Source organism: Lactobacillus helveticus DSM 20075 = CGMCC 1.1877, from assembly GCF_000160855.1.
Taxonomy (GTDB): domain Bacteria; phylum Bacillota; class Bacilli; order Lactobacillales; family Lactobacillaceae; genus Lactobacillus; species Lactobacillus helveticus.
On sequence record NZ_GG700752.1, the window covers coordinates 606,950 to 626,724 of the forward strand.

Sequence of the window (19,775 nt, forward strand, 5' to 3'; positions counted from 1 at the left end):
ATAGAGCCATATAATTGACCTAGCATTTTTTAACATGGTATCATAAATTGGCTATATGAAATCGTATTCTGTTTACTTAAGGAAAATGTTAATGAAAAAACATTCTATTGGAAAAATATTTGTTTTAGTGCTGCTGATGTTAGCCTTTGTGACAGGCTGTGCTAAGGATAATTCTAAGATTACAATTGTTGGCTCTAGTGCATTGCAGCTTCTAGCAGAACAGGCTGGTAATGATTATCGTTTGACCCATCCAAGTAGCAATATTGTTGTTCAAGGTGGCGGATCGGGTACTGGATTAAGTCAAGTACAAGCTGGTGCAGTTCAGATTGGAACCTCTGATGTTTTTGCGGAGACCAAAAAAGGAATCGATGCAAAAAAGCTTAAAGATTACAAAGTTGCAGTTGTTGGCATTGTACCAATTGTAAATAAAGGCGTCGGTGTTAAGGATGTCTCTATGAAACAACTCCGTCAGATTTTTACCGGTAAGCTAACTAACTGGAAACAACTTGGTGGAAAAAACATTCCGATTACTGTAATTAATCGTTCTAAAGGTAGTGGTACTAGGGATTCTTTTGAAGATATTGTTCTACATAATCAAAAAGCTATTAAATCACAAGAGCAAGATTCAAATGGTGCGGTTAAGAAAATCGTTGATTCGACGCCGGGAACGATTAGCTACATATCTTTTCCATATGCTAATGGTAATAATATTCAAAAACTTAGTATTGATGGCGTGAAGCCAACTAATAAGAACATTACTACTAACAAGTGGCAATTATGGGCTTATCAGCATATGTACACTAAGGGTGAACCAGATAAAAAGACTAAGGCTTTCATTAAATACATGTTAGGTAAAAAAGTACAACAGGATCTTGTACCTAAGATCGGTTATTTGAGTATTGATGAAATGAAGGTAACCCGAGATAGTAATAATCGAGTTATTAAAGTAGGAAAATAATTTATGAACGATAAAGATAAATTAAAAGAAGTGGTTGACCAGGCGATAGCTGATCAACAGGTCCCACACGTTAAATTGAAAAAGATGGGTCCGAATAATGTTGATATTGAAAAATTAACTAAGCCCTCGAAAGAAACGCGTCAAGAATATTGGGGCAAAGGATTAACTTACATGGCTATCGGTTTAATCATTGTATTGGTTGTATCAATCATTGGCTTTATAGGTTATCACGGACTTGAAACTTTTATTGATAACCATGTAAATGTCTTTCATTTCTTGACCTCAACTGATTGGGATCCTGGTGAAGAGAAGAATCATGTGGGAGCTGCAGTAATGATTGTTACCTCATTTGCAGTAACGCTTTTGGCAGCCTTGGTAGCTACGCCATTTGCTGTCGCTATTGCACTATACATGACAGAATATTCATCTAAAAAGGGAGCTTCATTTTTACAATCAGTTACAGAATTGTTAGTAGGTATTCCATCAGTTGTTTATGGTTTCTTAGGTTTAACTATCATTATTCCAGTGATTAGAACATTGTTCGGTGGAACAGGTTTTGGTATTTTAGCTGCAACCTTAGTTTTATTTGTTATGGTTTTGCCTACTATTACATCCTTAACTGTAGATAGTCTAAAAGCCGTGCCTAGTCATTTCAGAAAGGCATCAATGGCATTAGGAGCAACTCACTGGCAAACCATTTATCGTGTGGTTTTGCGTGTAGCTACTCCTAGAATTTTAACAGCAGTAATTTTTGGTATGGCTAGAGCCTTTGGTGAAGCGCTAGCCGTACAAATGGTTATTGGTAATGCGGTTCTTATGCCATACAACTTGGTTAGTCCATCCGCAACATTGACTAGTCAATTAACCAGTCAAATGGGAAATACCGTAATGGGTACATTGCCTAACAATGCATTGTGGTCATTAGCCTTATTGCTTTTGATTATGTCATTAGTATTTAACTTTTTAGTTAAATTAATTGGAAAGAGAGGCCAGAAATAAGATGGATGCAAAAAAGAAAGATAAATTAGCAACCGCTATTATCTACATCTTGGTTGGAATCGTTGTATTAATTCTGGCTGGTATTTTAGGTAATATTTTAATTACCGGTGTTCCTCACTTATCATGGCATTTCTTATCATCAGAAGCTTCCTCATATCAAGCTGGTGGAGGGGTGCGAGATCAATTATTTAATTCAATATATTTATTGATCTTAACCACGATCATTTCATTGCCTATTGCGTTAGGTGCTGCAATTTATTTGGCAGAATATGCTAAAGATAATTGGGGCACGAACTTGATTCGTACCACTATCCAAATTTTAAGTTCTTTACCTTCAATCGTAGTTGGTTTATTTGGATACTTGCTCTTTGTAGTTCAATTTGGATTAGGCTTTTCGATTATTTCTGGTGCTTTAGCTCTTACATTTTTCAATTTGCCTATTTTAACTAGTAATATTGAAGAAGCAATTAAGGGCGTGCCACAAGATCAACGTGAAGCTGGTTTGGCATTAGGATTATCTAATTGGAAAACTATTCGCGGTATTGTTTTGCCAGCGGCACTTCCTGGTATCTTGACTGGTATCATTTTAAGTGCAGGTCGAATTTTTGGTGAAGCAGCTGCATTAATCTATACTGCAGGTCAAAGTGGATCAACTATTAACTATGCAGATTGGAATCCATTTAGTCCAACTAGTCCATTAAATGTGATGCGTCCAGCAGAAACTCTTGCAGTTCATATTTGGAAAGTTAATACAGAGGGTATTATTCCGGATGCAACAATCGTTTCTGCGGCTACATCTGCTTTACTAGTGATTGTGGTTATTGTGTTCAATTTAGGTGCACGTTATTTAGGTAATAAATTGTACCGTAAGTTAACCGCAGCTAAATAAAGGTGATATGATGCAAGAATTAAAACAAAGCTACGGCAAAACTTTTGCCAAGGATGATTTAGAGCTTTCTACAAAGGATCTAAGTGTTTTATACGGCGGAAAAGTACAGAAACTTTTTGATGCTAGTTTACAATTTAAGAAAAATACTATTACTGCTTTAATTGGAGCTTCTGGCTCTGGAAAATCAACTTTTCTGCGTTCGCTTAATCGTATGAATGATCGAGTTGCGACTGTTAATGGCGAAATTTGGTTTCATGGTTTAGATGTGAATAAGCCCAATATTAATGTTTATGAGTTAAGAAAACATATTGGTATGGTCTTCCAGCGTCCTAATCCATTCCCTAAATCAATTAGAGAAAATATTGTCTATGCTTTAAAGGCTGATGGGCAAACTAATAAGGCTGAGCTCGATAAGATAGTAGAAGAAAGTTTACGTGCTGCAGCTTTATGGGATGAAGTAAAAGACAAGTTAGATAAAAGTGCTTTAGCTTTATCCGGTGGACAGCAGCAACGTTTGTGTATTGCAAGAGCTTTGGCTGTTAAACCTGAAGTACTGCTTTTAGATGAGCCGGCTAGTGCATTAGATCCAGTTTCTACTTCTAAATTGGAAGATACCTTAAAGCAGCTTAGGAGCAAATATACGATGATTATGGTTACGCATAATATGCAGCAAGCATCAAGAATCAGCGATTATACGGCATTTTTCCATTTAGGACATGTAATTGAATACAATGCAACGGCGGATATCTTTACTAATCCTAAGGGTAAGATTACTGAAGAATATATTCAGGGAAGTTTTGGTTAAAATGACAACAATAATTTCAGCAAAAGATGTTCATTTGAGCTATGGCAATTATGAAGCACTTCATGGCATTAGTCTTGATTTTCAAGAAAAAGAATTAACAGCATTAATTGGACCTTCAGGATGTGGGAAGTCAACATTTCTGCGTTGCCTAAATCGAATGAATGATGATATTGAAAATATAAAAATTACTGGAGAAATCAAGTTTGAAGGGCAAAACATCTATAGCTCTAAAATGGATTTAGTTAAGCTTCGCAAGGAAGTAGGGATGGTTTTCCAACAACCTACACCATTTCCATTTTCTGTTTATGACAATGTAGCTTATGGTTTAAAAATCGCTGGTGTAAAAGACAAGGATTTAATTGATCAAAGAGTTGAAGAAAGTCTAAAACAAGCCGCTATTTGGAAGGAAACCAAGGATAACTTGAAGCGTAATGCGCAAGCATTCTCTGGTGGACAGCAGCAACGAATTTGTATTGCTCGTGCATTAGCGGTTAGACCTAAGGTAGTGCTTTTAGATGAACCAACTAGTGCACTAGATCCAATATCAAGTAGTGAAATTGAAGAAACCTTAATGGAATTAAAACATCAGTATACTTTCATTATGGTTACTCATAACTTGCAGCAGGCAGGACGAATTTCTGATCAAACAGCATTTTTAATGAATGGTGATTTGGTTGAAGCGGGTCCAACTGAAGAAATGTTTATTGCACCTGAAAAACAAATGACGAGTGATTATCTTAATGGTCGTTTTGGTTAAATTTTGAGGTAAAAAGATGCACGAAATATTTTTAGATGAATTAAAGAAACTAAACACACAATTTATGGAAATGGGTGTGTTCGTAAACGAACAAATTGATCAAGCCACCCGAGCTTTTGTCGATCACGATAAAAAGACCGCACAATCAATGGTTGATAATGAGGAAAAAATTCCAACTGAATCAATTGATATTCAAAAGAAGGCATTAAAATTAATGGCCTTGCAGCAACCAGTAGCTACTGATTTTAGAGTAGTGATCAGTATTTTGAAGGCTACAACTGACATAGAGCGTATTGGTGAAAATGCTATGAGTATTGCTCTTGAAACTATCAGAGTAAAGGGTAATCCAAGAATTCCGGAAGTTGAAGAGATTATTTCTAATATGACTCATAATGTTCGTCATATGTTGATTCAAGTTTTGACAGCTTATGTTCAAGATGATGAAAAAATGGCGAGAGAAGTAGCAAGCCGCGATAGCGTAATTGATCACGATTATGTTAGAGCACGAAAATTGATTGTCGATGGAATAGAAGATGATCCTTCTAGAGCGGTGGCATCATCAAGTTATTTTGTGGTAACTAGATTGCTAGAGAGAATCGGGGATCATATTGTTAATTTAGCCAGTTGGGTAGTATACAAGACTACTGGTGAATTAGAAGAATTAACAAATCCAAGTGAAACAAAAACCATTTAGAAAAAGGAGAAAAGCGTGAGCTTTTCTCCTTTTTTAAATTATTTACGTTATCAATTTACTTTTTAAAGATAAATGTCCATAATAAATGTGTATTCATATATAGAAAGTGCTTTAAACTAGCACAGTATGGAGAAGAGATATCATCTCAGGAGAAAATTATGGTTGCAATTTTGGTAAATGACATCGTACCTATCCTTGTCATTATGCTATTAGGCTATATTTGCGGCAAATTTACATTCTTTGATGATGATCAACGCCAGGGGCTAAACAAGTTAGTTCTTAATATTGCTTTGCCGGCTGTCTTGTTCATTTCAATTGTTAAAGCCACAAGAGAGATGTTTGCTCAAGATATCGTTTTAACTTTAATTTAAATAATAGGTGTAACAGGCCTATTTATGGTTAGTTATTTCTTGGACAAATTAATGTTTCATCGTTCAACACAAGAAGCTGCCATTTGTGCGCTATTTGCTGGTTCACCAACGATCGGTTTTTTGGGTTTTGCTGTACTTGATCCAATTTATGGTAATAACACCAATACTAACTTGGTTATTGGGATTGTTTCAATCGTAGTTAACGCGATTACTATTCCATTAGGCTTGACTTTAATTAATAAAGGTCAAGATAAATTAAAGCAAAGAGTAGCTGCTAAAAAGAGTAACGGTTCTACTCAAGTAGAAATTAAACTTGGACAAAAAGGTACCACGAAGAAGACTATCAAGAAAGTTTCAGTTCCTGATAACGTTCCTGTTAGTGATGAAGAAGCTAAGGCTTTGAGTGAAGTTGGTATTCAACGTGAAATTGATTTAGTACATGCGGAATTTGCTGATCATGCTGGTAAAAAAAGATGCTAAGCCAATGAATCCAACATTAAAGTCAGTTATCATCGCTGTCAAGAAACCAGTTGCTGCAGCTCCACTTTTAGCTGTTATCTTTATTTTAATTGGAATTAAAATTCCTGCTTCATGGGCACCAACCTTTGATTTGATTGCTAAAGCCAATGCCGGTATTGCTGTTTTGGCAGCTGGGTTAGCATTATCAACTGTTAAATTCTCAATTGATAAAGAAGTTATTTGGAACACATTCTTCCGTTTGTTTTTAACTCCTGGAATTATTGTGCTAGTTTCATATTTATGTGGTATGGGCACTCAAAAGATTTCTATGCTTTGTTTAGCTACTGGATTACCACCAGCATTTTCAGGAATCATCATTTCAAGTCGTTACAACATCTATGTTAAAGAGGGTGCCAGCTCTGTTGCTGTTTCAACTGTCTTCTTTGCAGTAAGTTGTATTTTCTGGATTTGGATTTTACCAATCTTTGCTGGTGTATCCCACTAATTAAGAATAAATAGATAAGGTCAACTACAGTTGATCTTATTTTTTTGACCTATTTTTAATTTTAGACTTGTTATTTAGACTTTTGCCTGCTATACTAAATAAATGTAAATTCTACCTAAGACTCGGGTGGCATGACGCCTCAAAATCCCGCCGAGGCCAGAAGATAATGAAGATTTTTATGCTCCATGTCTTTCGGCATGGAGTTTTTGGTTTAAAAGGCCTTATAGAATTTATCAATGTAATTATGGAGGTGAAATAATTTGAGTAAAGCTGCTATTGCTGAAAAGGAAAAGTTTGTTGATGCATTTGCTGAAGAACTTAAAGCTGCTAAGGCTATCTTGGTAATCAACTACCTTGGTTTAACTGTTGAAGAAGTTACTAACATGCGTAAGGAACTTCGTGATAACGACGTTAAGATGAAGGTTATCAAGAACACCTACTTAAGACGTGCTGCTGCTAAGGCTGGTATTGAAGGCCTTGACGATACTTTCGTAGGCCCAACTGCTGTTATCTACACTGATAACGCTGATGACATTACCGAACCTGCACGTATCGTTTCTAAGTACGAAGATGATTTCGACGTTATCGAAATCAAGGGTGGTATGCTTGAAGGCAAGTTGACTTCTAAGGATGAAATCAAAGAACTTGCTTCAATCCCAGGCCGCGAAGGTGTGCTTTCAATGCTTGTTTCTGTATTGCAAGCTCCTATCCGCGACTTCGCTTATGCTGTTAAGGCTGTTGCTGAATCTAAGGATGAAGACTCAGCTGAATAATAAAGAAATATATTTAATATCTAGATTCTAATTTTTCGGAGGATACTTAAATGGCTTTAGATACTGATAAGATTATTGAAGAATTAAAGGGTGCTTCAATTCTTGAATTGAACGACCTTGTAAAGGCTATTGAAGACGAATTTGACGTTACTGCTGCTGCTCCAGTTGCTGCTGCAGGTGCTGCAGACGCAGGTGCTGCTAAGTCGGAATTCGACGTTGAATTGACTGAAGCAGGTCAAGAAAAGGTTAAGGTTATTAAGGCAGTTCGTGATATTACTGGTCTTGGCCTTAAGGACTCAAAGGACCTTGTTGACGGTGCTCCTAAGAACGTTAAGGAAGGCGTTTCAGAAGACGAAGCTAACGACATCAAGGCTAAGCTTGAAGAAGTTGGCGCAACTGTAACTCTTAAATAGTTACAGCCCAACTGGGCATTAAGAATAAGCTCTTTGCTATGTGCGAAGAGCTTATTTTTTTGTATAATGAATTTTATGATGATCGATTTAGATAAAAAATTAACTCCGTATCAATGGGTAATGGCAATTTTATCCATTATTTCTATTTTTTAATTATTTTAGATTTTGCCGCTGTTATTAGCATCAATCAGCCAACCAGTAAATGGTTTTGGATAAATTGTGCTATCGTCATATTTTTTGCAATAGATTATTTCTATCATTTTTATAAGGCTGATGATAAAAAGCTTTATTTTAAAAAGCATATTTATGATTTATTATCTATTATTTGTAGGCTTAAATGTTTTTAATCTATCTGGCCTGGTTTCGGATTTAAGATTATTAAGATTAATTCGACTTGCGGGATTAATGGGAAAATTAAAAATAATTTTTCATACAAATGGTTTACTGTATGTCGTTTTCATTACCATCACTTTTTTACTAGTTGGTGCTGAAGCATTTGCAATTACGGAACATGTATCATTAGATACGGCGTTTTGGTGGGCTTTGTCTACAGCGTCAACGGTAGGGTATGACGCGATTTTTGGTAAAACAATTCCGCCTCATAGTATTGTGGGAAAGTTTGTTACGTTAGTAATGATGCTACTCGGTATTGGAATTGTGGGTATGCTTACATCATCAATCACCTCTTACTTAATGCGTAAAACCAATGGTGCCAATACTTTGCATACGCATGATGATATTGAATTGGTATTAAGAAAGCTTGATGATCTTGAAAAAAATAAAGATTTAGCCGATCAAAATAAGCAAATGCAAGCGGAAATCCAATCTTTGAAAAAGGGTCGAGATGAAAAGGAAGTTCAAAAATTTAAAGATTGGCTAGAAAAAAGAAAGGAAAAATAGGATGAGTGCAGAAAAAAATCAAATGTATTTTGCAACAGATCCAATGACTGCGCATGATGAACATGTAATTGATTATCATGTGGATAATGTAGATTTAAAGTTTACGACTGATGCTGGCGTTTTCTCTAAGATGCGAGTGGATTATGGTTCCGGCGTTTTAATCAAAGCAATGAAGGATGCAACTTTTCCACAAGAAAATATTTTAGATGTGGGAACAGGATATGGTCCGATCGGATTACTTGCTGCAAAGTTTTGGCCAGATCAAACTGTCGACATGGTTGATGTCAACGAACGTGGCCTAAAGTTAGCTAAGCAAAATGCACAGGTAAATCACATTTCCAACGTAAATATTTATTCTTCTGATTGTTATACACAGGTGGATAAAAAGTACGGCTTGATTTTAACTAATCCACCAATTAGAGCTGGTAAAAAAGTTGTTAGTGAAATTATTGCCGGTGCGAGCGATCATTTGGTTGATCAGGGTATGCTTTTAGTCGTAATCCAAAAAAAGCAAGGCGAACCAAGTGCCCGTAAGTTGATGACTGCTACGTATGGCAATTGCGAGATTCTCACTAGAGACAAGGGATACTATATTTTGAAGTCTGTTAAGAGGGATAATAATGCTGTCTAGCGCTGATAAAAAGAAATACATGGAATTAGCCATAGATCAAGCTAAAGAAGCTGAGAAGCAAGGAGAAGTTCCTATTGGAGCTGTAGTGGTTGATCCCGAAGGAAAAGTGATAGGTACAGGCTATAATAGACGTGAATTGGATGAAGATTCTACTCAGCATGCTGAAATGATCGCGATTAAAGAAGCATGTCATAATTTAGGGATGTGGCGTTTAATCGATTGCAGCTTATTTGTTACTTTAGAACCTTGTCCAATGTGTGCTGGCGCCATTATTAATTCACGAATTAAGGATGTATATTTTGGTGCACTTGATCCAAAAGCTGGCGCCTGTGGATCGGTTGTGGATTTATTTGAAGTAGAAAAATTTAACCACCATCCTCATAGTATTAGTGGTCTTTATCGTGATCAATGTGCTCAAATGTTAAAAGATTTCTTTAGAGCAATTCGAGAGAAGCAAAAGGCTGAAAAGTTAGCTAAAAAAGCAGAAAATAATTAATTTTTTAAGCTAGAAACTAGAAAAAAGTTGTGAAATACGTTATCATACTTTGTGGGCAATGTTTGACCTCTGAATCGTGTCAGGACCGGAAGGTAGCAGCACTAAGGTTGTTCAGGCATGTGCCTTTTATTAGACAATTACAAACTCTTAACTCTTTAAAAGAGTTAAGAGTTTTTTACTAGGGAAGAGAATTTATGGCTTATCAAGCGCTATATCGTAAATGGCGACCACGGACTTTTGATAGTGTGATTGGCCAAGAGTCAATTACTGATACTCTTAAAAATGCGATTAAAAGAGGCAAAGTATCCCATGCATTTTTATTTGCGGGACCTCGCGGTACAGGTAAAACCTCCTGTGCTAAAATTTTTGCTAAAGCGTTAAACTGTACTAATCTTCAAGATGGCGAACCTTGCAATGAATGTGCTAATTGTATAGCTGCAGATAAGGGTTCAATGCCTGATATTATGGAAATTGATGCAGCTTCAAACAATGGTGTAGATGAAATTCGTGAAATTCGCGATAAGGTAAAATATGCTCCAACAGAGGGAAAATACAAGGTCTACATTATCGACGAAGTTCACATGCTATCAATGGGTGCTTTTAATGCTTTGCTTAAGACACTAGAAGAGCCACCAGAGCACGTTGTGTTCATCTTAGCGACAACCGAATTACAGAAGGTTCCAGCTACCATTATTTCAAGAACGCAGCGTTACAACTTTAAACGTATTTCAAAAGATGATCTTGAAAAGAGAATGAAATATATTCTTGATCAAGAAAATATTAAGTATGAAGATAAAGCTCTAGCTGTGATTGCTCAAGTAGCAGATGGTGGTATGCGGGATGCGCTTAGTATCTTAGATCAGCTGCTCAGCTATGAAAAAGAGAGCGTCAATTACCAAGATGCTTTGGAAATTACAGGTTTTGCTGCTAAGGAAAATATTGAAAAAATATTATTGGCATTGCTAGAGCAAAATCCAGAATCAGCTTTAAAACTAGCTCAAACCGAATTAACACAAGGTGCTAGTTCTAAAAATATTTTGGATGAATTGATTGACATGGCAACTAAGAGTTTGATGTTAATCAAGGCTGGAGACGATAGGCAAGGTACATTTTTATCAGAAGATTTTGTCCAAAAAGTTAAGGATATACCTACAAAGATATTCTATCGGTTGATCACTCTAGCAAATAAAGCGTTGAATGATTTACGTTATACTAACCAGCAACAAATTCCGCTTGAAGTATTTTTAGTAGAAGCAGGTAGCAAGCAAGAAGAGCAAGTTGCACAATCGTCAGCTGGTCCAGTTCAAGCCAAGCCAGCTAAAGTTAATACTGATATGCAGGCAGAATTAGCTGCATTGAAAAAGCAGGTAGTGGATTTAACGCAACAAATTAGTAAGCTATCCAATAAGCCGATGCTGGCTAAGGATCAAGTATTCCATTTGGATACGGCTGTACCAAAAACATCTCCTAAGATTGCGAAAAAAGCAATTGTTAAGGAAGTTAAAAAATCACCACGAAAAATCAAAAAAACTACAGCAGAAAATCGAAAACAGGTTTATCATGTTCTTGAAAATGCAACCAAAGAAGATTTGACCACTATCAAGAATGTATGGCCAGATTTACAATCTGTGTTAGAAGTCTCAGAAAAGGCACTATTAGATGTGCTTGAGCCTGTGGCTGCAAGTTCGGACCAGGTTGTAATGAAGTGTAAATATACTTTATGGTTTGAAAATGCTTCAGATGGTGACTTGCTAGATAAATTAACAGATCTGATTGAAAAATTTGCTAAGCATTCATATGGGATTGTTTTAGTCCCAGATGATGACTGGCTTGCTGTCAGAAAAGAATTTGTCGAAAGTCATAAAGAAGAGTTGCTGGCTAAGAAAAAGCAACAGATTGAGAGCAAGGAATCTAAAGAAAATTCTGAAATAGTGAATAAAGCTAAAGATCTCTTTGGGGATGCTGTAACGATTAAAAATTAAGGAAAAAATAAAAATGAAAGGAAAAAATAAAAATGAGTAGAAGACCTAATTTCGGCGGTATGGGCATGGGCGGAATGAACATGCAACAAATGATGAAGCAAGCAAAGAAGCTTCAAGCTCAAATGGCCCAAGAACAAGAAAATATTACTGCACAAGAATTTACTGGCAAGTCAGCTGATGATCTTGTAGTAGCTACTTTTACAGGTGATCGTAAGCTTAAGGATATTAAGATCGATAAAGAAGCTATCGATCCAGATGATCCAGATATGCTTCAAGATTTAGTTATTGATGCTGTTAACAAGGGGTTATCTCAAATTGATGAGGCAACTCAAGCAAGTTTAGGCAAGTACACGAAAGGTTTGATGTAATTGCAATATCCATTACCAATAGCCCATTTGATTGATGCTTATATGAGGCTGCCTGGAGTAGGTGAAAAAACAGCCACTCGTTTGGCTTTTTATACAATGGATATGCCCGAAAAGGATGTTGAAGATTTTTCAAAGGCTTTAATTCAAGTGAAGAATGATATTCATCAATGTCCTATTTGTGGAAATATTACTGAAAAAGAGGTCTGTGATATTTGTTCCAATCCTAATCGTGATCAAACAACTATCATGGTTGTTGAACAACCAAAGGATTTGATGGCTTTTGAAGAGATGGGCGAATATGATGGCCTATATCATGTGCTTCACGGCGTCCTTTCACCAATGGACGGAATTGGACCAGAAAAGATTAATATTAAGTCATTAATTACTCGTTTACAAAAAAATGATGATGTAAAAGAAGTAATTTTAGCTCTTAACTCAACTCCAGAAGGTGAATCTACTGCTATGTATATTAGCAAGTTGATTAAGCCAGCCGAAATTAAGGTAACTCGTTTAGCAGCTGGCTTGTCTGTGGGCAGTGATATTGAATATGCTAATTCCATTACTTTAAAGCGAGCAGTGCAAGGGAGAACGGCATTATAATGGCTAGAAAAAAGAAAAAGAAAAATAAAATTAAAGAGCTAGGTGATCAAAAGCTAGTAACTGAAATTGAAAAATTGCAGAATCAATTAGCTTTAGAGCAAGATCTAGATCAAAATACTGTGGATTTATCAGATGATAACTATATTCAAGGTAGAATTTTAAAAGCAAAGTATACTTTTTTATATAATGAGGCCCGTCAGCGAGGCACAAGATTTAGTGGTATCACTAATGCGATTACGCAGTAAAATTTAAGTCCTTTTATGGGACTTTTTTTATTTTATAAATTAAAAATTGCTAGGGCTGTTAATCTCTGTGAAACTTTTGTAAAATAGACCTATGGAGGATTTTATGAGAGGTTATTTTGTTAGTTTTGAAGGTCCTGATGGTGCAGGAAAAAGTACAGTTTTAAAGGAAGTTTTAGACCAAATTGGGCCAAAACTTAAGCCACAATATCTTGTGACCCGTGAACCTGGTGGATCAAAAATTGCAGAAAAAATTCGCGATATTATTTTAGATCCAGCAAATGATAAGATGGATGCTAAAACTGAGGCACTTTTATATGCAGCTGCGAGAAGTCAACACGTAGAAGAGATAATTCGCCCAGCTCTTAGTGAGGGCAAGATTGTTTTTTCTGATCGTTTTGTTGATAGCTCACTTGCATATCAAGGAGAAGGCCGAGATCTAGGAATTGAAGAAGTTAAGCAAATCAATGATTTTGCAACAGGAAAATTAGATCCTGATTTAACTTTCTTTTTGGATATTGCGCCTGAAATTGGTCTTAGTCGAATTCAAAAATTGCGTCCAGGCCAAGAAGATCGGTTAGAACAAGAAAACATAGCTTTTCATAAAAAGGTTTACAATGGCTTTTTAAAAGTTAAAGATTTATATCCAGATCGTTTTGTAACAATTGACGCCACTCAGCCAATTGAAGATGTAGTAAATCAGGTAATTGCCACTTTAGAGAAACGATTGCCGGAGATATTTTAAGGACTGATTAGATGAAGTTAGTAATTGCAATTGTACAAAAAGAAGATTCAAATAATTTGCAAAGAGCATTTGCTAAGAGCAATTTTCGTGCTACTAAATTAGCAACTTCAGGTGGATTTTTGAGTCAAGGTAATACCACATTTTTAGTGGGATGCAAAGACGAAGAAGTCGATGATGTACTAAAAGTAATTAAGAAAGAATCACGGGCAAGAGAAGAAATCGCAACACCACATATGATTTCTACGGGATATGAAATAACCCAACTATTGAAAGTTACTGTGGGTGGTGCAATTTGTTTTGTTGTTCCAGTTGATAAGTTTAAGCGGTTTTAAATGATTGATATTTCTAATATAGGGACTAAGCAAGCTGAGTTTTTAAAAAGAGCATACCAGCAAAAGAAATTAGCTCACAGTTATTTGTTTGTAGATAGCGATGAAACGCGTGCGCTTAATACTGCTTATTGGCTAGCCTGTTTATTTAATTGTACTGGTGAAAATAAGCCAGATGGGACCTGTCAAAATTGCAAACAAATTTTATCGGGCAATCACCCAGATGTTCTATTAGTTGAACCCGAAGGTAAACAAACCTTGGGGATCGATCAAGTCCGCCCCTTAAAAGAAGAACTGGCTAAAAGTCCGGTTGAAAGTAGTCGGCGCTTTTTCTTTATTAACGAGGCACAAAAGATGACCTTGTCAGCAGCTAATGGTTTGCTTAATTTGCTGGAAGAGCCGATTGCCCCTGTAGTTACAATTTTAATTACAAACAACAGTGATCAGATTTTGCCAACGGTTCGTTCAAGAACTCAGATTATTAACTTTGATAATGGAGAAAAGCTAACTGGCAAAACAGCACTTTTATTAGAGAATGGCTTTTCTAAAAATGAAATTGAAGAGTTAGGCAATCTTGATAAATTAGATCAATCGATTAAATATTTTTATCAAGAAATGTTAGAACATAATAGTCTTGCCTTAGTTAGTGCTCATAAATTATCGGAGAGTGCTAAATTAGTGTCTGAACAACGCTATATTTTGGTTAAGTTAAAATTGTTGGCAGAACATGATTTAACTGATTCACTTAAGATGAATATAGCTGCGCGAATGCTAGATAATTTGGTTGAAATAGATAAGATGCGTTTAAACAATGTTAATTTTCGTAATTCTTTAGATTATCTTGCTTTAAATTGGAAGTAGGTGTTTTAAATTGGATCCATATTCAAAGTTGCAGAGACTGCAGGAAACAACTGAAAATATGACTAAGACTATTGCTAGTCTTGAAAATGATATTTTAGATACTTTAAAAGAAAATACTGAATTAAAAGTAGAAAATCAGTTGCTTCATGAAAAATTAGATAAATTAACTGCAAATCAGCCTGCGCCTGAAACCAAGACGCAAAGTGGCTTGGAATCATTAAAGAAGATCTATGATTCTGGCTACCATATTTGTAACATGTATTATGGCTCACATCGTGATACTAGTGCAGATTGCATGTTCTGTCTTGATATTTTAGATAATTTCGGTGAAAAAAAGGGCATAAAGAAGGATAGCAGATAAATTGAAACGGCAAAGCAGTTATGTAAAAGATGAAGGTAAACTATATTTGGTTCCTACACCTATTGGTAATTTAGAAGATATTACGATTAGAGCTAAAAAAGTTCTGACAGATGCAGATTATATTGCAGCTGAAGACACTAGGACTAGTGGAATTCTGCTAGAAAAAATTGGCGTTCATAATCGCATGATTTCATTTCATAAATATAATTCTAAAGAACGCGCACCTGAATTGATTAAGTTAATGCAGGAAGGCAATGTAATTGCGGAAATTAGTGATGCAGGGATGCCGGTTATTTCTGACCCAGGTTACATCTTGGTACAAGAATGCATTAAGAATGATATTCCAGTAGTTCCTCTTCCAGGTCCATCTGCTTTTGCGACCGCACTTATTGCATCTGGTTTTGATGCACAACCATTTACTTATTATGGTTTTTTACCACGTAAAAGTTCTGAACAAAAGCCTTACTTTGAGCAAATGAACAAAGCTAAGGCTACTTCTATTTTTTACGAAGCTCCTCATCGTTTAGCTAAAACTTTAAAAAATTTAGCTACTGTTTTACCTAAAGATCGTCAAATTGTGGCAGCACGAGAATTAACTAAAATTCATGAGGAATTTATTCGTGGCACTGTTGAAGAAGTAACCGAATATTTTGCTCAAAATGCACCTCGTGGTGAATTTGTAATTTTGATTTCACCAAATACTGAGGCTCCCAAGCAATTATCTTGGTCAGAACTAATTGATTTAGTTAATACTCTAGTCAAAAAAGGCGAGTCTAAGAAAGATGCAATTAAGCAAGTAGCTAAGGAGCATCATGTTTCTAAAAATGAATTGTATGATGAATATCACCAAGGATAAACATGAAATACACTGAAAACTATCAAATTGAATTTAAAGATTGTGATGAGAATCGTCGGCTGAAGTTAACTTCTTTAGTTGATCTAATGAGGCAGGTTTCTGAGCATCAATTAGATGAAGGCGGCGCTGGAACTGATGATTTAGTTAAGCGAGGGTTAGGTTGGGTCGTTACGCAATATCATTTTAATATTAAGGCTTTGCCTCAGCCAGGTGATCAAGTAGTTTTAAGTACTAATGCTAGTGGCTATAATCGCTTTTTTGAGTATCGTGATTTCGGCGTTGCAGATCAAGCTGGCAATCCATTGGTTACGGTAAAGAGTCAGTGGGTAATGCTTGATTTGAAAAAGCGTCATATGGTTCCCGCTGATCAAAAAATGATGGCAGACTGGGGCGTACCGCTACTTAAGAAGATGCCTCGTTTTCCGCGTCTGCGTCCATTAGATAATTATCAAGCCCAGCGAAGCTATCGCACTCGCTATGATGATTTAGATACTAATCATCATGTGACTAATAGTCATTATTTTAGTTGGTTTATTGATTTGCTTGAACGCGATTTCTTAAAAAGCCATGTAGTAGATACGATTGATCTTAAGTTTGATAAAGAAGTACTTTATGGCGAGAAAATTAATTCTTGCATTAACTTAGTAGAAGATGATAATATCAAATCATATCATGTTATTAAGGCACAGGATGGAACCGTAAAAGCTGTCTGTGAACTAGGTTGGCGTAAGGTATAAAAACATGATATTAGTTATACTTTTTTATAGGGGATGACGGAATGAATATAAGGAAGATTTTGCAAACGGATTTGCAACAAATGGTCTTTTTGGGTATGGTTGTCGCAATGAAGATTATTTTAGGACAGATTTCATTTGGATCGACTACTGTAAAAATAGGACTAGGTTTTGTAGGGAGCGTCTTGTTAGGCTACTTATTTGGTCCGTTCTGGGGGACAATTGGAGGCGGCATTAGTGATCTAATTGCCTCAGCTATTTTTGGCAATCAAGGTGGTTTTTTTATTGGTTTTACATTGACTGCAATGGCTGGGCCACTAATTTATGCCCTGTTTTTGTATAATAAGCCGGTCAAGATATGGCGAATTATTGCTTCAACGATTTTAGTTACAATCATTGTAAATATCGGGATGAATACGCTTTGGCTGCATATCATGTATGGGCTGAATTTTAATGCGCTTCTAGTGCAGCGTTTACCGAAAGAGATGATCATGCCTTGGATTCAAATGATTGTGGTCTACTTTGTATTGAAAGCTGTTTCTCGTGTTAAAATAAAAAAGTAATTTAAAGCGGGAAGAGAATTGATAATGAAAATCTTAAGTGTTTCTACAGCTACTAATCATTTGAGCGTTGCCTTAAATGAAGATCAACAAGTCATTGTTGAGAAGAATGAGCGAGATGAACGTAATCATAGCAAACACCTTGATCCATTAATTGAAGAGATTTTAAAAGAAAATAAATTAACTTTAAACGATATAGATCGTTTTGCCGTAGCAATTGGGCCTGGTTCATACACTGGTTTAAGAATAGGGATTACTACTGTAAAAATGTTTGCAAGCATTTTAAATAAAGAAGTAGTTGGTATTTCTACTTTGCAAGCTTTAGCTAAAGGTGTTAAAGAACCAGCTTTAGTAATTACAGGCTTGGATGCCAGAAACAATAATTATTTCGCTGCAGGATACATTAGTGGCGATATTCCTAAAAATGTAATTCCAGATGGTCATTACAATATTGATGTTTTGATTAAGGCTATTCAAGAATATGCAGCACAAAATAAGGTCAATAAGATTATTTTTGTTGGTTCTGGTCTTGAGAAGCGGGATGAAAAAATTAAGACTTTGGATATCCCATATGAATATGGCACTGATGAACAAAATGTAATTCACGCTGGTTTGATTGGTCAATTAGCAGTTGATGCTGAACCAGTAGATCCAGATAAGTTGTTACCAAGATATCTACGCAGAACGCAGGCAGAAGTGGATTGGCATAAGAAAACAGGAAAGCCATTCGAGCCGGATAGTCACTATGTTGAAGAAGTTTAATCAGTTTTTTCATCAATCAGTTAATCAAATTGATATGAGTTTTACACCATTTATATTGGTTATAAATGGTAAAATTTTGCAAGTAATGCAAGCTAATGATGATAATATTCCAGATCTATTAGTATTAGAGCAGCAGGTTTATTCTGGCAGAACGCCTTGGAGTCAGTTTTCTTTTGCGACCGAATTGAGAAAAAGAAATAATTCTTTATATTTAGTGGTTTATCACGCCTCAAACTTGGTGGCATTTATCGGTGCAAGATTTAGTCCAGAAGAGACGCATATTACTAATATTGCCGTCTCGCCGCTATATCAACATCAGCATATTGGTCATTATTTAATGGAAATGATGATCAATAGTGCTCGTGATAATGGCAGTGATTGCGTGACTTTAGAAGTACGTACGGATAATGAGATTGCGCAACGGCTATACCGTTCATTAGGATTTACAGGCAATTTTATTCATAAAAATTATTATCAAGATACTCATACTGATGCAATAAATATGGTTTTATGGTTACGCCACATCAAATTAGAAAAAAAGAAGTTTGCGTTTTGAGTAAGAAAAAAGATGTTCGCGTTTTGAGTGAGAAAAAAGATGTTCGCATTTTAGCTTATGAAAGTTCATGTGATGAAACTTCCACAGCTGTTATCAAAAATGGACGTGAAATTGAGAGTTTAATTGTGGCAACACAAATCAAGAGTCATCAAAGATTTGGCGGTGTAGTACCAGAAGTTGCCAGTCGTCACCATATTGAAGTTGTTAGCCAAATCACTAAGGAAGCTTTAAATGAAGCTAACTGTGATTGGAAGGACATTGATGCAATTGCTGTTACCTATGGCCCAGGACTTGTTGGTGCGCTTTTGATCGGTGTCAGTGCGGCTAAGGCAGCTTCAATGGCTACAGGTATTCCTTTGATTGGTGTTGATCATATTATGGGACACATCATGGCAGCGCAATTAAGGGATGAGATCGAATATCCTGCTTTGGCATTGCAAGTTTCAGGTGGACATACTGAGATTGTCTTGTTGAAAGATCCAGTTCATTTTGAAATTATCGGTGATACCCGTGATGATGCGGCTGGTGAAGCATACGACAAGATTGGCCGCGTACTTGGAGTAAATTATCCAGCAGGTAAGACCATTGATGCCTGGGCTCACGAAGGAAAGGATACCTTTAATTTCCCACGTGCAATGATGGAAGATGATGACTATGACTTCTCATTCTCAGGACTCAAGTCAGCATTTATCAACACTTGTCACCATGCTGATCAAATTCATGAGAAGTTGAATAAATACGATTTAGCTGCTAGCTTCCAAGCTGCGGTAATTGACGTTTTAGCACATAAGACGATTCGTGCAATTAAGCAGTACAAGCCTAAGACCTTTATCATGGGTGGTGGGGTTGCTGCTAACCATGGTTTGCGTGATCGCATGAGTGCAGAAATTGCTAAGTTGCCTAAGGCAGATCAACCAAAGGTGATTTTGCCAGACATTAAGCTTTGCGGTGATAATGCTGCAATGATTGGTGCCGCCGCATATAATCTTTATAATGATAATCAATTTGCAGATTTGACTTTGAATGCTGATCCATCACTTGAATTGCCATATGCTAAGAGCATGTTGAATTAAATAGAAGATGAAAGATAAAAATCCTAGAAATTATTCTAGGATTTTTATTATGTAATTACATATGTATTGGCTTTTATTTAACTAAGCTATAATATC

At 36.1% G+C, this 19,775-nt stretch carries 24 protein-coding genes, 1 other RNA gene, 2 pseudogenes and 1 other annotated feature; all 27 genes and pseudogenes read left to right on the top strand.

Going from position 1 to position 19,775, the window contains the following annotated elements; genetic code table 11:
* Window positions 1-91 precede the first annotated feature (91 nt).
* The 27 genes and pseudogenes from HMPREF0518_RS02855 to tsaD all read left to right on the top strand — a co-directional run bounded on the left by HMPREF0518_RS02855 (window position 92) and on the right by tsaD (window position 19,679).
* On the top strand, window positions 92-958 hold the full coding sequence (locus tag HMPREF0518_RS02855; RefSeq protein WP_012211417.1) for a phosphate ABC transporter substrate-binding protein: 867 nt from the start codon (window positions 92-94) through the stop codon (window positions 956-958).
* Window positions 959-961: 3 nt separating this feature from the next.
* Window positions 962-1,957 carry a phosphate ABC transporter permease subunit PstC gene (pstC, locus tag HMPREF0518_RS02860; RefSeq protein WP_003625892.1) on the top strand — a complete coding sequence of 332 codons (996 nt, stop codon included), beginning with the start codon at window positions 962-964 and terminating at the stop codon, window positions 1,955-1,957.
* A gap of 1 nt (window position 1,958) precedes the next feature.
* On the top strand, window positions 1,959-2,846 hold the full coding sequence (gene pstA, locus HMPREF0518_RS02865) for a phosphate ABC transporter permease PstA (protein ID WP_003625895.1): 888 nt from the start codon (window positions 1,959-1,961) through the stop codon (window positions 2,844-2,846).
* Window positions 2,847-2,853: 7 nt separating this feature from the next.
* Window positions 2,854-3,651 (top strand): phosphate ABC transporter ATP-binding protein PstB, encoded by a 798-nt coding sequence (gene pstB / locus HMPREF0518_RS02870; protein WP_012211418.1) that lies wholly within the window; start codon window positions 2,854-2,856, stop codon window positions 3,649-3,651.
* 1 nt (window position 3,652) lies between these two features.
* A complete protein-coding gene (gene pstB, locus HMPREF0518_RS02875) occupies window positions 3,653-4,408 on the top strand; it encodes a phosphate ABC transporter ATP-binding protein PstB (RefSeq protein ID WP_003625899.1) in 756 nt (251 codons plus the stop codon).
* Window positions 4,409-4,424: 16 nt separating this feature from the next.
* On the top strand, window positions 4,425-5,102 hold the full coding sequence (gene phoU / locus HMPREF0518_RS02880) for a phosphate signaling complex protein PhoU (RefSeq protein ID WP_003625900.1): 678 nt from the start codon (window positions 4,425-4,427) through the stop codon (window positions 5,100-5,102).
* Window positions 5,103-5,260: 158 nt separating this feature from the next.
* Window positions 5,261-6,437 (top strand): annotated as a pseudogene (locus HMPREF0518_RS02885) (AEC family transporter).
* A 96-nt stretch (window positions 6,438-6,533) separates the two neighbouring features.
* Window positions 6,534-6,655 (top strand) — a sequence feature (ribosomal protein L10 leader region).
* A 42-nt stretch (window positions 6,656-6,697) separates the two neighbouring features.
* Window positions 6,698-7,210 carry a 50S ribosomal protein L10 gene (gene rplJ / locus HMPREF0518_RS02890; protein ID WP_003625908.1) on the top strand — a complete coding sequence of 171 codons (513 nt, stop codon included), beginning with the start codon at window positions 6,698-6,700 and terminating at the stop codon, window positions 7,208-7,210.
* A 50-nt stretch (window positions 7,211-7,260) separates the two neighbouring features.
* A complete protein-coding gene (gene rplL / locus HMPREF0518_RS02895; RefSeq protein ID WP_003625909.1) occupies window positions 7,261-7,623 on the top strand; it encodes a 50S ribosomal protein L7/L12 in 363 nt (120 codons plus the stop codon).
* 75 nt (window positions 7,624-7,698) lie between these two features.
* Window positions 7,699-8,523: pseudogene (locus HMPREF0518_RS02900) on the top strand (potassium channel family protein).
* Window position 8,524: 1 nt separating this feature from the next.
* A complete protein-coding gene (locus HMPREF0518_RS02905) occupies window positions 8,525-9,154 on the top strand; it encodes a class I SAM-dependent methyltransferase (RefSeq protein ID WP_003625913.1) in 630 nt (209 codons plus the stop codon).
* Complete coding sequence (gene tadA / locus HMPREF0518_RS02910) at window positions 9,144-9,650, top strand: tRNA adenosine(34) deaminase TadA (protein ID WP_003625914.1); 507 nt, start codon at window positions 9,144-9,146, stop codon at window positions 9,648-9,650. The genes HMPREF0518_RS02905 and tadA overlap by 11 nt, the downstream gene beginning before the upstream one ends.
* 45 nt (window positions 9,651-9,695) lie before the next feature.
* Window positions 9,696-9,789: signal recognition particle sRNA small type (gene ffs, locus HMPREF0518_RS09625), an RNA gene on the top strand.
* Between the two features lie 55 nt (window positions 9,790-9,844).
* A complete protein-coding gene (gene dnaX, locus HMPREF0518_RS02915) occupies window positions 9,845-11,632 on the top strand; it encodes a DNA polymerase III subunit gamma/tau (protein ID WP_003625915.1) in 1,788 nt (595 codons plus the stop codon).
* 32 nt (window positions 11,633-11,664) lie between these two features.
* Complete coding sequence (locus HMPREF0518_RS02920; protein WP_003625916.1) at window positions 11,665-12,000, top strand: YbaB/EbfC family nucleoid-associated protein; 336 nt, start codon at window positions 11,665-11,667, stop codon at window positions 11,998-12,000.
* The gene (gene recR / locus HMPREF0518_RS02925) at window positions 12,001-12,600 is read left to right on the top strand and encodes a recombination mediator RecR (protein WP_003625917.1); all 600 of its coding nucleotides are present in this window, start codon (window positions 12,001-12,003) and stop codon (window positions 12,598-12,600) included. It begins immediately after the preceding gene.
* On the top strand, window positions 12,600-12,845 hold the full coding sequence (locus tag HMPREF0518_RS02930) for a YaaL family protein (RefSeq protein ID WP_003625918.1): 246 nt from the start codon (window positions 12,600-12,602) through the stop codon (window positions 12,843-12,845). Before recR ends, HMPREF0518_RS02930 begins: the two co-directional genes overlap by 1 nt.
* Before the next feature lie 103 nt (window positions 12,846-12,948).
* On the top strand, window positions 12,949-13,587 hold the full coding sequence (tmk, locus tag HMPREF0518_RS02935) for a dTMP kinase (protein WP_003631536.1): 639 nt from the start codon (window positions 12,949-12,951) through the stop codon (window positions 13,585-13,587).
* An 11-nt stretch (window positions 13,588-13,598) separates the two neighbouring features.
* Window positions 13,599-13,919 carry a cyclic-di-AMP receptor gene (locus tag HMPREF0518_RS02940; RefSeq protein ID WP_003625920.1) on the top strand — a complete coding sequence of 107 codons (321 nt, stop codon included), beginning with the start codon at window positions 13,599-13,601 and terminating at the stop codon, window positions 13,917-13,919.
* Entirely contained in the window at window positions 13,920-14,777 is an 858-nt protein-coding gene (locus HMPREF0518_RS02945; protein WP_003625921.1) for a DNA polymerase III subunit delta, read from the top strand. It begins immediately after the preceding gene.
* A 10-nt stretch (window positions 14,778-14,787) separates the two neighbouring features.
* A complete protein-coding gene (yabA, locus tag HMPREF0518_RS02950; RefSeq protein WP_012211424.1) occupies window positions 14,788-15,138 on the top strand; it encodes a DNA replication initiation control protein YabA in 351 nt (116 codons plus the stop codon).
* A gap of 1 nt (window position 15,139) precedes the next feature.
* Window positions 15,140-15,994, top strand: coding sequence for a 16S rRNA (cytidine(1402)-2'-O)-methyltransferase (rsmI, locus tag HMPREF0518_RS02955; RefSeq protein WP_003625923.1), 855 nt, complete (start codon window positions 15,140-15,142; stop codon window positions 15,992-15,994).
* Between the two features lie 2 nt (window positions 15,995-15,996).
* Complete coding sequence (locus HMPREF0518_RS02960; RefSeq protein ID WP_003625925.1) at window positions 15,997-16,731, top strand: acyl-[acyl-carrier-protein] thioesterase; 735 nt, start codon at window positions 15,997-15,999, stop codon at window positions 16,729-16,731.
* A gap of 41 nt (window positions 16,732-16,772) precedes the next feature.
* Window positions 16,773-17,291 (top strand): folate family ECF transporter S component, encoded by a 519-nt coding sequence (locus HMPREF0518_RS02965; RefSeq protein ID WP_003625927.1) that lies wholly within the window; start codon window positions 16,773-16,775, stop codon window positions 17,289-17,291.
* Window positions 17,292-17,315: 24 nt separating this feature from the next.
* A complete protein-coding gene (gene tsaB, locus HMPREF0518_RS02970) occupies window positions 17,316-18,050 on the top strand; it encodes a tRNA (adenosine(37)-N6)-threonylcarbamoyltransferase complex dimerization subunit type 1 TsaB (RefSeq protein ID WP_003625928.1) in 735 nt (244 codons plus the stop codon).
* Complete coding sequence (rimI, locus tag HMPREF0518_RS02975; protein WP_003625930.1) at window positions 18,034-18,606, top strand: ribosomal protein S18-alanine N-acetyltransferase; 573 nt, start codon at window positions 18,034-18,036, stop codon at window positions 18,604-18,606. Before tsaB ends, rimI begins: the two co-directional genes overlap by 17 nt.
* Before the next feature lie 23 nt (window positions 18,607-18,629).
* The gene (gene tsaD / locus HMPREF0518_RS02980; protein WP_023061461.1) at window positions 18,630-19,679 is read left to right on the top strand and encodes a tRNA (adenosine(37)-N6)-threonylcarbamoyltransferase complex transferase subunit TsaD; all 1,050 of its coding nucleotides are present in this window, start codon (window positions 18,630-18,632) and stop codon (window positions 19,677-19,679) included.
* The last annotated feature ends 96 nt before the right edge of the window (window positions 19,680-19,775 follow it).

What these genes read in the sequence shown, in the direction of transcription:
- HMPREF0518_RS02905 (WP_003625913.1), top strand. Translation starts at nt 8,525, where the DNA reads ATGAGTGCAGAAAAAAATCAAATGTATTTTGCAACAGATCCAATGACT.
- HMPREF0518_RS02855 (WP_012211417.1), top strand. Translation starts at nt 92, where the DNA reads ATGAAAAAACATTCTATTGGAAAAATATTTGTTTTAGTGCTGCTGATG.
- tsaB (WP_003625928.1), top strand. Translation starts at nt 17,316, where the DNA reads ATGAAAATCTTAAGTGTTTCTACAGCTACTAATCATTTGAGCGTTGCC.
- pstB (WP_003625899.1), top strand. Translation starts at nt 3,653, where the DNA reads ATGACAACAATAATTTCAGCAAAAGATGTTCATTTGAGCTATGGCAAT.
- rplL (WP_003625909.1), top strand. Translation starts at nt 7,261, where the DNA reads ATGGCTTTAGATACTGATAAGATTATTGAAGAATTAAAGGGTGCTTCA.
- HMPREF0518_RS02945 (WP_003625921.1), top strand. Translation starts at nt 13,920, where the DNA reads ATGATTGATATTTCTAATATAGGGACTAAGCAAGCTGAGTTTTTAAAA.
- rimI (WP_003625930.1), top strand. Translation starts at nt 18,034, where the DNA reads ATGTTGAAGAAGTTTAATCAGTTTTTTCATCAATCAGTTAATCAAATT.
- phoU (WP_003625900.1), top strand. Translation starts at nt 4,425, where the DNA reads ATGCACGAAATATTTTTAGATGAATTAAAGAAACTAAACACACAATTT.
- HMPREF0518_RS02930 (WP_003625918.1), top strand. Translation starts at nt 12,600, where the DNA reads ATGGCTAGAAAAAAGAAAAAGAAAAATAAAATTAAAGAGCTAGGTGAT.
- pstC (WP_003625892.1), top strand. Translation starts at nt 962, where the DNA reads ATGAACGATAAAGATAAATTAAAAGAAGTGGTTGACCAGGCGATAGCT.
- HMPREF0518_RS02940 (WP_003625920.1), top strand. Translation starts at nt 13,599, where the DNA reads ATGAAGTTAGTAATTGCAATTGTACAAAAAGAAGATTCAAATAATTTG.
- HMPREF0518_RS02960 (WP_003625925.1), top strand. Translation starts at nt 15,997, where the DNA reads ATGAAATACACTGAAAACTATCAAATTGAATTTAAAGATTGTGATGAG.
- pstA (WP_003625895.1), top strand. Translation starts at nt 1,959, where the DNA reads ATGGATGCAAAAAAGAAAGATAAATTAGCAACCGCTATTATCTACATC.
- tadA (WP_003625914.1), top strand. Translation starts at nt 9,144, where the DNA reads ATGCTGTCTAGCGCTGATAAAAAGAAATACATGGAATTAGCCATAGAT.
- HMPREF0518_RS02965 (WP_003625927.1), top strand. Translation starts at nt 16,773, where the DNA reads ATGAATATAAGGAAGATTTTGCAAACGGATTTGCAACAAATGGTCTTT.
- pstB (WP_012211418.1), top strand. Translation starts at nt 2,854, where the DNA reads ATGATGCAAGAATTAAAACAAAGCTACGGCAAAACTTTTGCCAAGGAT.
- dnaX (WP_003625915.1), top strand. Translation starts at nt 9,845, where the DNA reads ATGGCTTATCAAGCGCTATATCGTAAATGGCGACCACGGACTTTTGAT.
- HMPREF0518_RS02920 (WP_003625916.1), top strand. Translation starts at nt 11,665, where the DNA reads ATGAGTAGAAGACCTAATTTCGGCGGTATGGGCATGGGCGGAATGAAC.
- tmk (WP_003631536.1), top strand. Translation starts at nt 12,949, where the DNA reads ATGAGAGGTTATTTTGTTAGTTTTGAAGGTCCTGATGGTGCAGGAAAA.